We start from the raw sequence: 14,910 nt of genomic DNA, 5'->3' as shown, positions 1-14,910 counted from the left end.
CGTCTGGGGGCCGCTCACGAGACGGTGGCGGCGGTCGGCGGACGGCTGGAGATCTGCAGCAGCGGCGGTTCCGTGCGGGCGTCGGCGGCCTCCCACTCCACCGCGCTCACCTCGGGGGCGAAGCAGCCGAGCGCGGCCTCGACGGCCTGCTGGGCGGCCTGGTTCGTGCTGGGGCAGCCGCAGCCGCCGGAGTCCGCCGAACGCAGCCGCAGCACGCCGGTGTCGGCGGCGAACTCCGCGACCTCGGCCGGATGCCGACGGCGGACGCTGTCCAGGGCGCGGTCGATGCGGGCGGCGGTGTCGTCGGGGTGCAGGTCGTGCAGCACCAGCAGGCCGGCCACCAGCTCGTCGCCCAGCAGCGCCGCCCACGGGCCGCCGTCGCCCGTGTCGCGCTGCAGGAGGTGGGCGATCCGGGCGAGCCCCGCGCCGTAGAAGTCCATCAGGGCGCGCACGAGTTCCTCGGCGGCGGCGCTCGCCTCCCGGTCCTCGCGCTGGGCGAGGCGGTCCAGTACGTCCTCGACGCGGCGGCCGGTCGCCTCGGCGTTCGGCGCGGCGGTCTGCTCCGGGGCGGTACGGGCGCTCATCCGGACAGCCCGCTCAGGCCGGTGGGCACATGCATCTTCTGGACGGATCTGCCGTCGCCGACGTACATGTGGACGCCGCAGGGCAGACACGGGTCGAAGCTGCGCACCGTGCGCATGATGTCGATGCCCTTGAAGTTCTCCGGGGTGTTCTCCTCGAAGATCGGGGTGTTCTGGACGGCGTCCTCGTACGGGCCCGGGGTGCCGTAGGTGTCGCGGGTGCTGGCGTTCCACGGGGTCGGCGGGTAGGGGTGGTAGTTGGCGATCTTGCCGTCCCGGATGACCATGTGGTGCGAGAGGACGCCGCGGACCGCCTCGGTGAAACCGCAGCCGATGGACTCGTCGGGGACCTCGAACTTCTCCCAGGTCTGGGTGCGTCCGGCGCGGACCTCGTTGAGTCCCTGCTCGGCGAAGTGCAGCGCCATGGCGGCGGAGTACGCCTGGAAGTAGGTGCGGGCGCGGTTGCGCTCCAGGGCGTTGCTCCACTTCGGGATCTTCCACTCGAAGCGGGCCTCGGGCTTGGTCATGCTGCGCGGCAGGTCGATGACCACGCTCTGGCCGGTGGCCTTGACGTACGGCGTGTCGACCAGGCCGGACAGCGCGGTGGACCAGAGCCGGGCGATCGGGCCGCCGCCGGTGTCCAGCGCCAGGTGCTCCTTGCCGTCGAACCACCGCGGGGACATCACCCAGCTGTACTTGTCGTTGAAGTCCCGCTTCTGCGGGGCGGGGATGGTGTGCTGGTTCCACGGGTGGCGGGGGTCGACGGGGTTGCCGAGCGGGTCGTGGGTGACGAACTGCTCCTGGCCCTGCCAGTCCTGGTAGTAGGAGCTGCCCAGCAGGATCCGGATGCCGAGGTTGATCTCGGTGAGGTCGTTGGTCACGAGCTTGCCGTCGACGATGATGCCGGGGGTGACGAACATCTTGCGCCCCCAGTCCGTCATGTTGCGGTACGTGAAGTCGCAGTGCTCCGGGTCGTTGAGGGCGCCCCAGCAGCCCAGCAGGACGCGGCGCCGGCCGACCTCCTCGTAGCCCGGAAGAGCCTCGTAGAAGAAGTCGAACAGGTCGTCGTGGAGCGGGACGACGCGCTTCATGAACTCGACGTAGCGCATCAGCCGGCTGAGGTAGTCGGTGAAGAGCTGGACGCTGGCGATGGTGCCGACGCCGCCCGGGTAGAGCGTGGAGGGGTGCACATGGCGGCCCTCCATCAGGCAGAACATCTCCCGGGTGTAGCGGCTGACCTGGAGCGCCTCGCGGTAGAACTCGCCCTCGATGGGGTTGAGGGCGGTCATGATGTCGGCGATGGTGCGATAGCCGTGGTCGCCGGCGTGCGGGGCTTCGGTGCGCTGGGCGACCTCCCAGACCCCGGGGTTGGTCTCGCGGACCATCTTCTCGCAGTAGTCGACCCCGACCAGGTTCTCCTGGAAGATGTTGTGGTCGAACATGTACTCGGCGGACTCGCCGAGGTTGATGATCCACTCCCCCAGGTGCGGCGGCTTCACCCCGTAGGCCATGTTCTGCGTGTACACCGAGCAGGTGGCGTGGTTGTCGCCGCAGATACCGCAGATCCGGCTGGTGATGAAGTGGGCGTCGCGCGGGTCCTTGCCGCGCATGAAGACGCTGTAGCCGCGGAAGACGGACGAGGTGCTGTAGCACTCCGCCACTCGCTTCTGCTTGAAGTCGATCTTGGTGTGGATGCCGAGGCTGCCCACGATCCGGGTGATCGGATCCCAGGACATCTCCGTCAGACCGCTGCCGTCACCGGCCGCCTTCGTCTTGGGTGCCATCGTGTGTGCCGTTGCCCTTCTGTACGCGGGGAGGGGGTCGGACGGAGAGTCCGGGGTCGTGTCAGCGGCTACGGGGATGCGCTCATCACGGTCTGCGGTAGCCGGTGGTCAGTTGGTCGCCGCGGTGGCGCCACTTGGGCTCGTGGTCGGCGGTCCTGGCCGTGATGCTGCGCAGCCGGCGGACGACGCTGCCGTACACGGTGCTGGCGACGCTGGAGACCTTGGCACCGGGCGGCTCGTCCATGAACGGCATGAACTTGTCGGGGAAGCCGGGCATGGTGCAGGCGATACACAGACCGCCGACGTTCGGACAGCCGCCGATGCCGTCCATCCAGCCCCGCTTGGGGACATTGCATTTGACCACGGGGCCCCAGCATCCGAGCTTCACCAGGCACTTGGGCGAGTCGTAGGTGGTGGCGAACTGGCCCTGTTCGTAGTAACCGGCCCGGTCGCAGCCCTCGTGCACGGTCTCGCCGAAGAGCCAGGTGGGCCGCAGCTGCTCGTCCAGCGGGATCATCGGAGCCGCGCCGACCGCCTGGTAGAGCAGGTAGGTCAGCGTCTCGGAGAAGTTGTCCGGCTGGATCGGGCAGCCGGGCACACACACGATCGGGATGCCTGCCTTGGAGGTCCAGTCCCAGCCGAGGTAGTCGGGCACGCCCATGGCGCCGGTCGGGTTGCCGGACATGGCGTGGATGCCGCCGTACGTGGCGCAGGTGCCGATGGCGACGACGGCGAGCGCCTGCGGGGCGAGGCGGTCGATCCACTCACTGGTGGTGATCGGCTGGCCGGTCTCGGGATCGTCGCCGAAACCGCACCAGTAGCCCTCCGGCTTGATCGACTCGTTGGGGATCGACCCCTCGATGACCAGCACGAAGGGGTCGATCTCGCCGCGCTCGCCCTTGAAGAACCACTCGATGAAGGTGTCCGCGCCCTGGACCGGGCCGCACTCGAAATCGATCAGTGGCCAGTGCACGGCTACCTTGGGCAGTCCCGGTAGCACGCTGAGCGCGATCTCCTCGATGCTCGGCTGGGTCGCGGCCGTCAGCGACACCGAGTCGCCGTCACAGCTCAGACCGGCGTTGATCCAGAGGATATGGATCGGGGACTCGTCCTCGGCGGACGGCTTTCCGTTCGCGGCGGCCTTGTCGGCCACGCTCGATGCTGCGGACATGGCGATGTCTCCTCGGCGGATATGCAACGAAAGCGATGGTTCAAGGCTTCCGTCCACCTTGGTAACACCTACCGACCCGCCGAGCCGGTCACCGGGGGCCGTTGCGGTGACGCACCGTGGCGGGGGTCACGACGCAGCGGGCGCCCGGTCCGATGGACCGAGCGCCCGCAGGGGACCGTGCCGAACGTCAGCCGAGCGACCCGGCCTCCACCGCGGTCACGTCGAACCGTCCGCCGCAGACCCGCAGGCCCCGGCTGCCCGTGGTCATCGAGTCCTTGGACCCGGGCGGGTAGACGAAGACGATCTGGGAGTCCTTCCAGCAGGGAGTGTCCGAGACGCCGTCGTTGACGGTGTGCAGCACGGCGTGTGCGCTCTGTCCCGGCTGGAGCCGGACGACGCCGCCGGCGCCACCCGACCGGGTCGCGGGCTTGCCGACCGGCGAGCCGTCGCGCTGGATCAGCGACACCCCGGGGAAGCCGCGCAGCGTACAGGCCCTCTTGCCCTTGTTCGTGAAGACGAGGGGGTAGTGGATGTTGCCCGCCCCGATGTCGGAGGGGCCCAGCCGCAACGACATGTCGGCGGCGGTGCAGCGGTCCGACGCCGTCACGGCCGAGGTGTCCGAGGCCGCGGCGCTCGGGGCATCGCCCGTGGCCTTGCCGCCGGGCAGGGTCGCCGAGTTCGCCGACGGCTTCTCGCCCGCCGTGGACTCCTTGCCCGCCGTGGACTCCTTGCCGGCCGTGGACTGCTTGCCGGCCGACGACGGCTGCTTCGCGCCGGGGGCCTGCGCGCCGCTGCCGCTCTCCTGGTTCTGGGACGTGGCGGGTGCGGCTGCCGACGAGGGGCGGGAGGCCGTGCCGTTCCCGTCCTGGCAGGCGGTCAGCGCGAGCGCCGCCACGGCGATCAGCGATCCGGCGGCGACACGGCGGCCGCGGCCGGGCGTCTTGATGGTGAGCGACATGAGTGTCCCCCTCGTCTGGTAGGTGCGAGCTCGGGTTCGGGTGCGTGCGGTCCGTTCGTTGTTCTTCCAGCGTGGCTCCGGGCACTGCCGGTCCGCTAACGACGCACTAACACACCGCTAACGAGGCAGCGTGCCCGGCACGCCGATGACCCCGGCACCTCTTTGACCAGCCGGGATTCCTGGCGCGCCGCTCAGGCTCGCAGAAAATTCCCGGGTTGCGGGCGCCGCACCGCGAGGTTCGGCCTACTTCCCGGGCCCTTGGTCGGCTCCGATGTTCGGCGGGTCGGGCACCGGATTGCCGTAGAAGTCCCGCGCGCCCCCGTCCGGGACCCGTACGCCGGCGCCCAGTGCCGGGGAGCCGGCGCGCAGCCGCACGTCGTCGGGGGTGACGAAGAGCGGGTCGGCGCGAACCGCGCCGGTGTCGCCGACGGGAATCCCGGGGGTCCGGGCGTAGAGGTTGTGGTCGTAGGTGTTGTGTGTATCGGCAATCGGGGAGCCGGCCGGGGCACCGACGAAGACATTGTCGCGGAACGTCACGCCGCCGGGGCCGTTGCTGCTGACCATGGCCGTCCCCGGGAAGCGGGTGGTGACGGTGTTGTTGTGCACCAGGGTGCGGGTCGCGGGGCCGCAGACGACCGAAATGACGCCATAGGGAGAGGCGGTGTTGCGGTCGTCGACGCTGACGTTGTACCGGACGGTGTTGCGGTCCGAGGTCATCCCCTCGCCGTTGCAGATCAACAGGAAACCGCCCTCGTTGTCGTGGCTGTAGTTGTACTGGTAGACGTTGCCGTTGTTGCCGCCGTCGAGGTCGTACGCCATCGAGTCCCGGGTGCCGTGACCGCCGCGACCTCGTTGAACTGGTACCGCACCGCATCGGAGTTCCAGGCCCGGACACCGGCGTTGTAGCCGCCCGAGCGGATGTTGAAGCCGTCGACGCGGTTGTGCTCCACCCGTGCGCCCACGGCGTTCTGTACGACGATGCCGGTGGTGCGGGGCGCCCGCCGACGCCCCGCACCTTCGCTCGGCTCGGTCAGCGCCGGTCGGCGGACGGCCGGGCGGGCTCCAGGACCACATCGCAGGTCGCGTCGCCGCCGGCGGCGAGGGACAGCGGGGTGGCGTGCGGCGGATAGCCGGACGCGGTGAGGGTGTAGTGACTGCCGGTCAGATCGCCGAAGGCGAAGGCCCCGTCGGGACCGGTGAGGGCGTACCCGGCGACCGCACCGTCCTCGACGAGGGTCACCGCCGCGTCGGCGAGCGGCCGGCCCTGCGGGCCTCGTACCGTGCCGCTGACCATGACCGTCGGTTGCAGCCGAGCGTCCTGGTGGACCGGCTCCCGGCCGGACAGCTCCAGCGTGCGGGCCTGCGGCCGATGGCCGGGGGCGCCGAGGACCAGGGTGTAGCTGCCGACGGCGGGCGCGGCGAGGGCGTAGCCGCCGTCCGCGGCGGCCGTGGTGACGCCGGCCTGCCGACCCTGCCGGTCGATCAGCGTGATGCTCGCGCCCCTGACCGGCGCGCCGGAGGTGTCCAGGACGCGGCCGCGGAATCCGGCGGGCCGGTCGTTCGTGGTGGTCGTGGTGACCGCGGTGGTCACAGCAGTGGGGGCGGACGGTTCCGGGGAAGTCCGCGCATCGGGCTCGCCACCCGTACCGTCGCCCGCCGCCGCGCCGTCCACGCGCACGCCGTCCACGCCGTCCACGCCGTCCACGCCGTCCACGCCGTCCACGCCGTCCACGCCATGCTTGCCGCCCGGGTACGCCGCGCCCTCCGCGTCGTCCGTGCTCTGCGCCACCAGGGTCGGGCGGGACTCCATGTGCTGCGACGGCAGGAAGGAGGCCAGGGCGACGCCGACGAGGACCGCGGCGGTGGCGATCAGGAAGGCGACCCGGAAGCCCGCCAGCGTGGGGATCGTGGCCGGTCCCACGCGCTGGGACATATGGGCCAGCACCATGCCGATCACGGCGCTGGACACCGACGTGCCGATCGATCGCATCAGGGTGTTCAGACCGTTGGCCGCGCCGGTCTCGGACGGATCGACGGCGCCGATGATCAACGCGGGCAGCGAGGAGTACGCCAGGCCGATGCCCGCGCCGACGACCACCGCGATGATGACGGTCTGCCACGGAGCGCTCATCAGGCCGATGCCCGCGCCGTAGCCGATCGCTATGACGAGCATGCCGATCAGCAGCGAGACCTTGGGGCCGCGCCGGGCCGCGATCCGCGCGTACAGCGGAGCGACGAACATCATCGTCACACCGAGCGGCGCCACGCACAGCCCGGCCACCACCATGGACTGGCCGAGCCCGTAGCCGGTCGACTCGGGCAGCTGCAGCAGCTGCGGCAGGACCAGCGAGATCGCGTAGAACGCCACACCGACCGTGATCGAGGCGAGGTTGGTCAGCAGCACCTCGCGGCGGGCCGTGGTCCGCAGATCCACCAGCGGATCGCCGATACGCAGCTCCATCACGCCCCACAGCACCAGCACGAGGACGGCGATACCGAAGAGGCCGAGGGTGGTGGGCGAACTCCAGCCCCAGTCGCTGCCCTTGGTGATGGGCAGCAGCAGGGTCACGAGGCCGGCGGACAGGCCGAGAGCGCCCGCCACGTCGAAGCGCCCCTGGGCGCGTACCGAAGTCTCCGGTACGACAAGGAGGGTGAGCAGCATCGACAGCACACCGAGCCCGGCGGCACCGAAGAACAGGGTGTGCCAGTCGGCGTGTTGGGCCACCAGCGCGGCGACCGGCAGCGCCAGTCCGCCGCCGACGCCGATCGACGAGCTCATCAGGCCCATGGCCGAGCCGAGCCGCTCCCGCGGCAGCTCGTCCCGCATGATGCCGATGCCGAGCGGAATCGCGCCCATGGCGAAGCCCTGTAGCGCCCGACCGATGATCATGATGAGCAGGTCGCTGGTGAATCCGCAGATCAGCGAGCCGACGACCATGACCGCGAGGCTGGTCAGCAGCATCCGCCGTTTGCCGTGGAGGTCGCCGAGCCGCCCCATGATGGGTGTCGAGACGGCGCCCGCGAGGAGGGTGGCCGTCATGACCCATGTGGCGTTGCTGGGTGCCGTGTTGAGCAGCACCGGCAGGTCCTTGATGACCGGCACGAGCAGCGTCTGCATCACCGCGACGGCGATGCCGGCGAAGGCGAGGACCGGGACGATGCCGCCGCGGGTTCTCCGGTGGCCGCCCGCGGTGGGGTCGGACACCGGGGGCGCGGCGGTGGCCGTCCTCTCGGACGGCTGGTCCGTCGTCTGCGTCATGCGTGCGGCCTCCAGGGCGGCAGGGGTGAGTGCGGTACGGCGATGGATACGTGCATGACGAACGTTGTATCGCGGGGGCCATTCCGCCGCCCGGTCAACACCCTTGACAGCAGAGGTGATACGCCTCACACCGTTGCGCTCTTACGTCCCGACAACACCGCCTGCGCGGTATTTTTCACCGCCCCGCACCTCCGCGGACCGGCTGCATCGGCGACCCTCGTCCGAGGCCCCTCAGCCCGCGGCGACGGCACCGGCACCGGCACCGGCACCGGCACCGGCAGGAGCATCGGCAACGGCGTCGACCTGCGCACTGCGCCGAAGAGCGGCGTCCAGCTTCGCACCGCGCTCCGGGTCCAGATCGAGCCTGGCGAGGACGGCCGGCACCGCGATGCTCGGCAGGGTGTGCTGGAAGAAGACGGTCAGCCGGTAGCAGAGGTCGGCCTGATTGGTCAGCGCATGGGACATCATCTGGATCCCGGCGAACGCGCCGACGAACAGCTCGGCGGTCTCATGGATCACGACGCTGTCCAGGATTTCCCCGCGCTTGCGCGCATCGCCGAGCAGGCCCTCGACGAACACGGTCCACGAGAGCATCGAGCGCTTGCGGTCCAGACGGTTGGACCCCTGCTCGACCGCCAGCCGGGCCGCTCCGCGCTGCATCGGGTCGCTGCGCAGCCGGAACGCCAGGACCTGGCCGGAATCGACGAACTCCTGCAGCTTGATCTGCTGCGGCTCCACGGCGATATCGGTCACATGCTCTTCGAGCACGGCGAGCGCCAGCTGCTCCTTGGAGGCGAAGTGGAAGTACAGGGCGCCCTTCGTCACACCGGCGCGCTCAAGGACTTCGGCGATCGTCGCGCGGTCGTAGCCCTGCTCGTCGAACACCGACGCGGCCGCCTCCAAGATCACTCGCCGGGTCCGGATCGCGCGGTCCTGTTGTGCCACAGGGCGCCTCCTGTCTGTTGAAGCCTTCAACATTCCGCGGGTGCCGGCCACCGGTCAAGTCACCGCGCCACCAGCCTATTTCCCCTTTCCCCCAGTCCGGCATTGAAAATAAAACCGGATGGTACGTATCTTATCAGCGATGAGCCTCATCCCGTAGAGACACCTGGGGGCAGCCGTGAGCGATGCGTTGCACGTCAGCGACACAGTTCGGCGCGAAGCCCCACGCCGCACGCCGCTGGAATCCGGCCGGCGCGCGGCGACCCGGCCCCTTCCCGGAGACCCGGTCCGCCGCGAATACGTGCACCGTCCCATCGTCGACGACATTCTGGTCACTTCTTGGCGCAGATTGAACGATTCCCACTTCTCCGTGACGGCCCAGTGGCCCAGCGACCACGGATACTTCACCGCCAACCAGGACCGCCACCGGCTCATCCTCACCGGTGAGACCATCCGCCAGGCGGGGCTGCTGCTCTCCCACACCGAACTCGGCGTACCGGTCGGCCACCACTTCATCCTCGGGGACCTGATCTTCGCCACGCACTCCCCGCACCTCGACACCGGTGGCCGTGCCACGCCCCTGACGATCGACGTCGTCTGCAGCCGGATGCGCATGCGGGCCGGCACACTGACCAGCGGCCGGTTCGATATGACCCTGCGCTCGGCGGGGCGGGTCGTGGCGACGGGCCACTCCCATGTCACCGTCACCTCGCCCGGGGTCTACCGCCGGATCCGCGGCGAACGGCTGACCGCGCGACGCGACCCCGGACCGCTGCCGGCATCCGTCCCGCCGCAACTGACCGGCAGCGCCACCGACCACGACGTCCTCCTCTCCCCCACGGACCGGCCCGATCGCTGGCTGCTGCGCATCGCGCCCGACCACGCCGCGGTGGTGAACCCGGCGAACGATCATGTACCCGGCATGGTGCTGCTCGATGCGGCCCAGCAGGCCGCCCACGCCCTGACCGCGCCCGACGGCTTCGTCCCGTACGCGCTCGGCACGGAGTTCCTCCGCTACGCCGAGCACGGCACCCCCTGCGTGATCGAGGCCCGGTGGGTCCCGCCGGCGCTGCCCTGCACCAGAATGGTCCAGGTCACCGGCTTGCAGGACGGTGCGCCGGTGTTCGTCTCCACCCTCACGGCACTGGACGCCCGCAGCTGACACACCGCTCGCAAGCCGCATGCGCGCCAGTGCCCTCGCGCCTGCACGCGCCTGCGCCGTCGCCATCCGGTGATCGACCGCAGCCGGTGACGGCACGCCCGCCACAAGCACAGGAAAGGCCAAACGACCATGGGTGACCTCAAGGGGAAGACCGCGCTGGTGACCGGCTCCAGCCGGGGAATCGGCCGGGCCATCGCACAGCGCCTGGCTCAGGACGGTGCCCTGGTCGCCGTCCACTACGGCAGCAACGACACCGCCGCCAAGGAGACGGCAGAAGGCATCACCGGCGCCGGCGGCCGGGCGTTCGTCATCGGTGCGGAACTGGGGGTCCCGGGCGATGCCGAGGCCCTCTTCGCCGCCTTCGACGCCGAACTCGCCGCCTGCGGCGCGGAGCCCGGGCTCGACATTCTCGTGAACAACGCGGGGCTCAACTTCCCCGGGCGGATAGACCAGGTGACTCCCGAGGAGTTCGACCGCACCCTCGCGGTCAACACCAAGGCCCCGCTCTTCATCGCCCAGCACGGTCTGCGCCGGATGCGGGACGGCGGACGGATCATCAACGTCTCATCGGCGGTGACGAGTACGGCGCACCCCTCGCAGATCGCCTACAGCATCGCCAAGGGCGGGCTGGACACCCTCACGCTCGCCCTCGCCAAGGAGCTCGGCGAGCGCGGTATCACGGTGAACACCCTCGCCCCCGGCTGGGTCGAGACCGATGTGACCGCGGTACGCAGGTCGACTCCCGAGGGCCGGGCCGCGCTGGCGGCCTATTCGGTGTTCAACCGGATCGGCAAGCCCGCCGACATCGCGGACGCCGCCGCCTTCCTCGCGTCGGACGACGCCCGCTGGATCACCGGCCAGCGCATCGACGTCACCGGCGGCTCCATGCTCTGACCCGGTCGGGCGCATCCCTGGGCCGGGCCTCACGCGTCGTGGAAGACCAGTCCCAGGGTGTGCCGGCGGCCGGCGCGGACGGTGCTGACTCCATGGCGTACGGCTCCCGCCGACCAGCCCCGGGCGGAGCGTACGGGGCGGTCCCGGGTGGTGAAGATCAGGCCGTGGCCCGCGGGCAGGACGGTGGTGGTGCCGCGGGACTGGGCCCGTGGCCGCTGCTCGACCAGGAGGAACTCCCCACCGGTGTAGTCGGCGCCCGGTTCGTTGAGGCCGATGACGACCTGGAGCGGGAAGACCCTCTCCCCGAACAGGTCGCGGTGCAGCGCGTTCCAGTCGCCCGCCCCGTAACGCAGCAGGATCTGCGAGGACTTGGTCTGGCCGGCTTCGTGGCAGCGGACGAGCCACTCCTCCAGGGTGTCCGGCCAGGGCGCCGGTCTGCCGAGCTTGGCCGCCCACTCGCGGGCGGTCCTCAGCAGAGGGGGGTAGAACGCCTCCCGCAGCGCCTGGACCGGTCCGGGCAGCGGGTCGGCGAAGTAGCGGTACTGGCCCGAGCCGAAGCGGTGCCGGGCCATGTCGATGGTCGAGCGGAAGCGGTCGGTGTCGTCGTACAGGGCGATCAGGGCGCGGCGGTCGGCCGGAGAGAGCAGACGCGGGGTCAAGGCGCACCCCGTGGCGTCGAGTTCCTCCCCGATCGCCGTCCAGTCGGCGGCCGCGACCCGGTCGGCGAGGACGGCGCCATGGGCTCGGCGCCGGATGGTCGTGGTGGTCATGGCGGGCTCCCGTGGGGCGTCGGCGTTCCGGGGCGGCGCGCGGCCGGTCGGTGGCGGCGCGCTCAGGCGGCGTGCGGTACGGCGCCCTCTAGGCCGAGGAGCTGCCGCTTGCGCTCCGGGCCGCCCGCGTAGCCCGAGAGCGATCCGTCGGCGGCGATCACCCGGTGGCAGGGCCGGACGACGAGCAGCGGATTGGCGCCGATCGCCGTGCCGACGGCGCGCACCGCGCCCCGCGCCGCACCGATGTCGGCGGCGATCCGTCCGTAGGTGGTCGTGGTCCCGTACGGAATCTCCTCCAGCGCCTGCCATACGCGCCGCTGGAAGTCCGTGCCCGTGCCCGGGGTGGCCGTGAACTCGATGTCGAAGCGGGTCAGCGTTCCGTCGAAGTAGGCGCGCAGCTGGCGCGCGATCTCGGCGAACGCGTCGGGGGCGTATGTCCAGCCGTCCTGGAGGGCCGCTCCGCCCTTCTGGCCCGGTACGGTCAGCGAAGTGAGTGCGGTGCCACCGGGTGCGGTGGCCGACTCCTCGCCCACCAGGAGGAGTTCACCCAGCGGGCTGTCGAGCGTGGTGTAGCGCGTCATGGTCCTGTTCTTTTCTCTCCGTGGTCTGCGGATGTGGGTCGGTACGGGGGCCGTCTACGGACGTGGGCCGTTTTGCGGAGGCGGTTCAGTCCGGGTGCCGGTCTGCGGAGGTGGTTCGGGCCGGGTACGGGCGGCGCCTCGGCGCCGGGGCTCCTCCGCTGCGGCCGGAGCGTTCCAGAAGTGGTGCATCGCGTAGGAGTTCCAGGGGCGCCAGGCCCGCGCACGGTCCTTCAGATCGTCCGTCGGGCCGCCGGCCCGGCGCATGCCGGCCAGTACGGCCGCGTCGCCGGACAGCAGCACATCGGGATCCGCCAGTGCGCGCATCCGGATGTAGCCGGCGGTCCAGGGCCCGATGCCGTGCAGGCCGAGGAGCCGGCGCTCGGCCTCGTCCCGGTCCGCCCCGGAGTCCAGGGTGAGGGTGCCGTCGGCGAGCGCGGCACTGAGGGTGCGCAGGGTGTTCCGCCGCTGCTCGGGCATGCCGAGTGCGGCGAGCGAGACCTGCGCCAGGTCCTCGGGACGCGGGAAGAGGTGGGTGAGCCCGCCCGCCGGTTCGGGCAGCGGCTCCCCGTAGGCGGCGACCAGCGCATCGCCGAGCCTACGGCCCGAGGCGACCGAGATCTGCTGGCCCAGGACCGCGCGGATCGCGAGCTCGTGCGGGGCGGGTGTGCCCGGGGAACGCAGGCCGGGGCGCCGGTCCACCAGCGGTGCCAGCGCCGGGTCCGCGGCGAGCCGCTCGGCCACCGCGTACGGATCGGCGTCCAGGTCGAAGAGGCGGCGCACCCGCTGGTTCGCGGTGGTCAGATCGCGCAGCTCGGTCAGGTGCAGCCGGCACTCCAGCCAGCCGGCCCCGGGTGACTCGTCGACCTCGGCGACGCCGGGTCCGTTCGGCAGCCGCAGGGTGCGCCGGTAGGTACGGGCTCCGGGCTCGCCGGTCACCTCCTCGACGCCGGTGATCGCGCGCTGCTGGAGGTGGTCGAAGATCTCCCGTGCCGCGTACGGTCCGCGGTAGGCCAGCCGCAGCGGCAGTACACCGGGGGTGGCGGGCGGGATCGTCGGACCCTGTCGGGGCGCCTTCCCGGGACGGGCGGCGCGCAGCGCGCTCGGGGTGAGCGCGTAGATCTCCTTGATGGTGTCGTTGAACTGGCGCAGGCTGGAGAACCCGGCCGCGAAGGCCACCTCGGCCACCTGTAGGCCGGTGGTCTGCAGCAGGACCCGGGCGGTGTGGGCGCGTTGTGCCCGTGCCAGCGCCACCGGCCCGGCGCCCAACTCCGCGGCCAGCTGCCGCTGGACCTGCCGCGCGCTGTAGCCGAGCCGCGCGGCCAGTCCGGACACCCCCTCCCGGTCCACCACCCCGTCGCCGATCAGCCGCATGGCGCGGCCGACGACATCGGCGCGGGCGTTCCACTCGGCCGAACCGGGCACCGCGTCGGGCCGGCAGCGGCGGCAGGCGCGAAAGCCCGATCCCTGCGCGGCCGCCGAGGTGGGGAAGAAGCTGACGTTGCGCCGCCGGGGTGTGGTCGCCGGGCAGCTCGGCCGGCAGTAGATCCCCGTCGTGGACACGGCGAAGAAGAACGCACCGTCGAACCTGGCGTCTCTGCTGCGCACCGCCTCGTACCTGCTGTCCTCGTTCATCACAAGGTCCACTGTGCGGCAGGCCGGGCGGCGACGCTGGCGGAATTCGGACAGCACGCTCGGACACCGAGGACCGCACCGGCAAGCGTGCGGAGCGCCGTAGGCGGAGCCCTATGGCAGCGCCCGCGACTGCGCCGGAATCGCCACCCCTATGACGCCGGCTAGGACGCCACCGCGGCGAGGATCACCAGGATCAGAAGGATGACCAGGGTCTCCCAGCGCATGGCTCTGCGTATGACGTCCAGACTCGGCAGCGAACCGGACCCGCCCCTCGTCGAGCCGCCGGTGCCATAGGAGTCGTCGCCGCCGGAACCGTCGTCCCCGCCGTCCCCGCCGTCGCTCATGCCCAGCCCTCGATTCTCGCCATCATTGCCCCGGCCACGATCTGACCGCTGTCCCTGTCATTCATACCCCCTGCCACTGACAGCGGAGTTGGCGCCCCTCGCGGTCGGCGGTGGCCGCGCGTCACGGCGAAGGCATCGGCCAGTCGTCCAGCGAGCCGCCGCGCCACTCGACGAGGCGGGGATCGTCGAGCCGGATGTCCTCGGCCGGGCCGGTGACTCCCGCGCGGCGGAGGAACTCGGCGACATCGCCGCGGCCGTGTGCCAGGCCGACGATCTGCCCACGCACGGTCACCCGTCGACCACCGGAGGGCGTCGGCGGGTGCACGATGACGGGCGGATGCTCGGACATGCATCCAGCGTGCGCCGGGCTCCGCACCCCCGCACCTCGACAGCCTCCACAGGCGTCAATCCCCGGCCGGATGCCGCAGGCGGCATGACGAAGCCCCGGCCAGACGGGGGGAACTGGCCGGGGCGGTTCGGGGCGGGTGCTTCGCCGCACCGCACACCCGATTGAACGGTAAACAACGCATTGCCGTTCCGTGAAGGGGGCGTGAGGATCGTCACGTCCCGAAATGCCCCCGTAGATCACGTCCCGAAGTGCCCCCGATAGATGGGGCGCGCCCCGATGCACACAGGCGCACACAAAGCCCGGATGGCCAAACCGGCGCCGCGACTGCAGTGCGGCAGTCGCGGCGCCGGTCGTCTGACGGCGGCCCGGGGTCACCCCCGTGACCGGTTCAGCTTTCGGTGGTGTGTCCGGAGAGGCGTTCGACGCCGCGCAGGAGGGCGGAGTGGTCCAGGCCGCCGTCGCCTTGTGCGCGCAGGGAGGCGA

14 protein-coding genes and 1 pseudogene are annotated in these 14,910 nt (G+C 71.2%); 2 read left to right on the top strand and 13 right to left on the bottom strand.

Annotated features, from left to right (window positions below; all coding sequences use genetic code 11):
• Positions 1-14: 14 nt before the first annotated feature.
• From ACZ4NB_RS22430 to ACZ4NB_RS22400, 7 genes are all read right to left on the bottom strand, one after another.
• Positions 15-584: a hypothetical protein gene (locus ACZ4NB_RS22430; protein ID WP_467664064.1), complete on the bottom strand. Its 570-nt coding sequence runs from the start codon at positions 582-584 to the stop codon at positions 15-17.
• Positions 581-2,365 (bottom strand): nickel-dependent hydrogenase large subunit, encoded by a 1,785-nt coding sequence (locus tag ACZ4NB_RS22425; RefSeq protein WP_467664062.1) that lies wholly within the window; start codon positions 2,363-2,365, stop codon positions 581-583. Before ACZ4NB_RS22425 ends, ACZ4NB_RS22430 begins: the two co-directional genes overlap by 4 nt.
• 85 nt (positions 2,366-2,450) lie before the next feature.
• Complete coding sequence (locus ACZ4NB_RS22420; RefSeq protein WP_467664061.1) at positions 2,451-3,536, bottom strand: NADH-quinone oxidoreductase subunit B family protein; 1,086 nt, start codon at positions 3,534-3,536, stop codon at positions 2,451-2,453.
• Between the two features lie 187 nt (positions 3,537-3,723).
• Positions 3,724-4,494 carry a DUF4232 domain-containing protein gene (locus ACZ4NB_RS22415; protein WP_467664059.1) on the bottom strand — a complete coding sequence of 257 codons (771 nt, stop codon included), beginning with the start codon at positions 4,492-4,494 and terminating at the stop codon, positions 3,724-3,726.
• A gap of 243 nt (positions 4,495-4,737) precedes the next feature.
• Positions 4,738-5,313, bottom strand: coding sequence for a hypothetical protein (locus ACZ4NB_RS22410; protein ID WP_467664057.1), 576 nt, complete (start codon positions 5,311-5,313; stop codon positions 4,738-4,740).
• Between the two features lie 211 nt (positions 5,314-5,524).
• On the bottom strand, positions 5,525-7,753 hold the full coding sequence (locus tag ACZ4NB_RS22405; protein WP_467664055.1) for an MFS transporter: 2,229 nt from the start codon (positions 7,751-7,753) through the stop codon (positions 5,525-5,527).
• Between the two features lie 231 nt (positions 7,754-7,984).
• Positions 7,985-8,698, bottom strand: coding sequence for a ScbR family autoregulator-binding transcription factor (locus ACZ4NB_RS22400; RefSeq protein ID WP_467664053.1), 714 nt, complete (start codon positions 8,696-8,698; stop codon positions 7,985-7,987).
• A 235-nt stretch (positions 8,699-8,933) separates the two neighbouring features.
• On the opposite strand from ACZ4NB_RS22400, the gene ACZ4NB_RS22395 reads away from it, so the two are divergent.
• A complete protein-coding gene (locus ACZ4NB_RS22395) occupies positions 8,934-9,857 on the top strand; it encodes a ScbA/BarX family gamma-butyrolactone biosynthesis protein (RefSeq protein WP_467664371.1) in 924 nt (307 codons plus the stop codon).
• 129 nt (positions 9,858-9,986) lie between these two features.
• Entirely contained in the window at positions 9,987-10,751 is a 765-nt protein-coding gene (locus tag ACZ4NB_RS22390) for an SDR family NAD(P)-dependent oxidoreductase (RefSeq protein WP_467664051.1), read from the top strand.
• Between the two features lie 29 nt (positions 10,752-10,780).
• On the opposite strand, the gene ACZ4NB_RS22385 is transcribed toward ACZ4NB_RS22390, so the two are convergent.
• The 6 genes and pseudogenes from ACZ4NB_RS22385 to ACZ4NB_RS22360 form a co-directional block, all read right to left on the bottom strand.
• Entirely contained in the window at positions 10,781-11,521 is a 741-nt protein-coding gene (locus ACZ4NB_RS22385) for a 2OG-Fe(II) oxygenase (protein WP_467664049.1), read from the bottom strand.
• A 62-nt stretch (positions 11,522-11,583) separates the two neighbouring features.
• On the bottom strand, positions 11,584-12,102 hold the full coding sequence (locus tag ACZ4NB_RS22380; protein ID WP_467664048.1) for a methylated-DNA--[protein]-cysteine S-methyltransferase: 519 nt from the start codon (positions 12,100-12,102) through the stop codon (positions 11,584-11,586).
• Positions 12,103-12,156: 54 nt separating this feature from the next.
• Positions 12,157-13,734, bottom strand: a complete 1,578-nt coding sequence (locus ACZ4NB_RS22375) for an AlkA N-terminal domain-containing protein (protein ID WP_467664046.1) — start codon at positions 13,732-13,734, stop codon at positions 12,157-12,159.
• Between the two features lie 161 nt (positions 13,735-13,895).
• The gene (locus ACZ4NB_RS22370; RefSeq protein ID WP_467664044.1) at positions 13,896-14,078 is read right to left on the bottom strand and encodes a hypothetical protein; all 183 of its coding nucleotides are present in this window, start codon (positions 14,076-14,078) and stop codon (positions 13,896-13,898) included.
• Between the two features lie 121 nt (positions 14,079-14,199).
• Complete coding sequence (locus ACZ4NB_RS22365) at positions 14,200-14,427, bottom strand: hypothetical protein (RefSeq protein ID WP_467664042.1); 228 nt, start codon at positions 14,425-14,427, stop codon at positions 14,200-14,202.
• A gap of 388 nt (positions 14,428-14,815) precedes the next feature.
• Positions 14,816-14,910: pseudogene (locus ACZ4NB_RS22360) on the bottom strand (2-hydroxy-3-oxopropionate reductase); the annotation flags it as partial.

It is taken from the genome of Streptomyces sp. NPDC026575 (genome assembly GCF_055567415.1).
This window is presented reverse-complemented; position numbering and strand designations above follow the sequence as displayed.

Bases quoted from the DNA above. Each gene is read 5' to 3' on its own strand.
- ACZ4NB_RS22430 (WP_467664064.1), bottom strand. From the start codon at position 584: ATGAGCGCCCGTACCGCCCCGGAGCAGACCGCCGCGCCGAACGCCGAG.
- ACZ4NB_RS22425 (WP_467664062.1), bottom strand. From the start codon at position 2,365: ATGGCACCCAAGACGAAGGCGGCCGGTGACGGCAGCGGTCTGACGGAG.
- ACZ4NB_RS22420 (WP_467664061.1), bottom strand. From the start codon at position 3,536: ATGTCCGCAGCATCGAGCGTGGCCGACAAGGCCGCCGCGAACGGAAAG.
- ACZ4NB_RS22415 (WP_467664059.1), bottom strand. From the start codon at position 4,494: ATGTCGCTCACCATCAAGACGCCCGGCCGCGGCCGCCGTGTCGCCGCC.
- ACZ4NB_RS22410 (WP_467664057.1), bottom strand. From the start codon at position 5,313: ATGGCGTACGACCTCGACGGCGGCAACAACGGCAACGTCTACCAGTAC.
- ACZ4NB_RS22405 (WP_467664055.1), bottom strand. From the start codon at position 7,753: ATGACGCAGACGACGGACCAGCCGTCCGAGAGGACGGCCACCGCCGCG.
- ACZ4NB_RS22390 (WP_467664051.1), top strand. From the start codon at position 9,987: ATGGGTGACCTCAAGGGGAAGACCGCGCTGGTGACCGGCTCCAGCCGG.
- ACZ4NB_RS22385 (WP_467664049.1), bottom strand. From the start codon at position 11,521: ATGACCACCACGACCATCCGGCGCCGAGCCCATGGCGCCGTCCTCGCC.
- ACZ4NB_RS22380 (WP_467664048.1), bottom strand. From the start codon at position 12,102: ATGACGCGCTACACCACGCTCGACAGCCCGCTGGGTGAACTCCTCCTG.
- ACZ4NB_RS22375 (WP_467664046.1), bottom strand. From the start codon at position 13,734: ATGAACGAGGACAGCAGGTACGAGGCGGTGCGCAGCAGAGACGCCAGG.
- ACZ4NB_RS22370 (WP_467664044.1), bottom strand. From the start codon at position 14,078: ATGAGCGACGGCGGGGACGGCGGGGACGACGGTTCCGGCGGCGACGAC.
- ACZ4NB_RS22365 (WP_467664042.1), bottom strand. From the start codon at position 14,427: ATGTCCGAGCATCCGCCCGTCATCGTGCACCCGCCGACGCCCTCCGGT.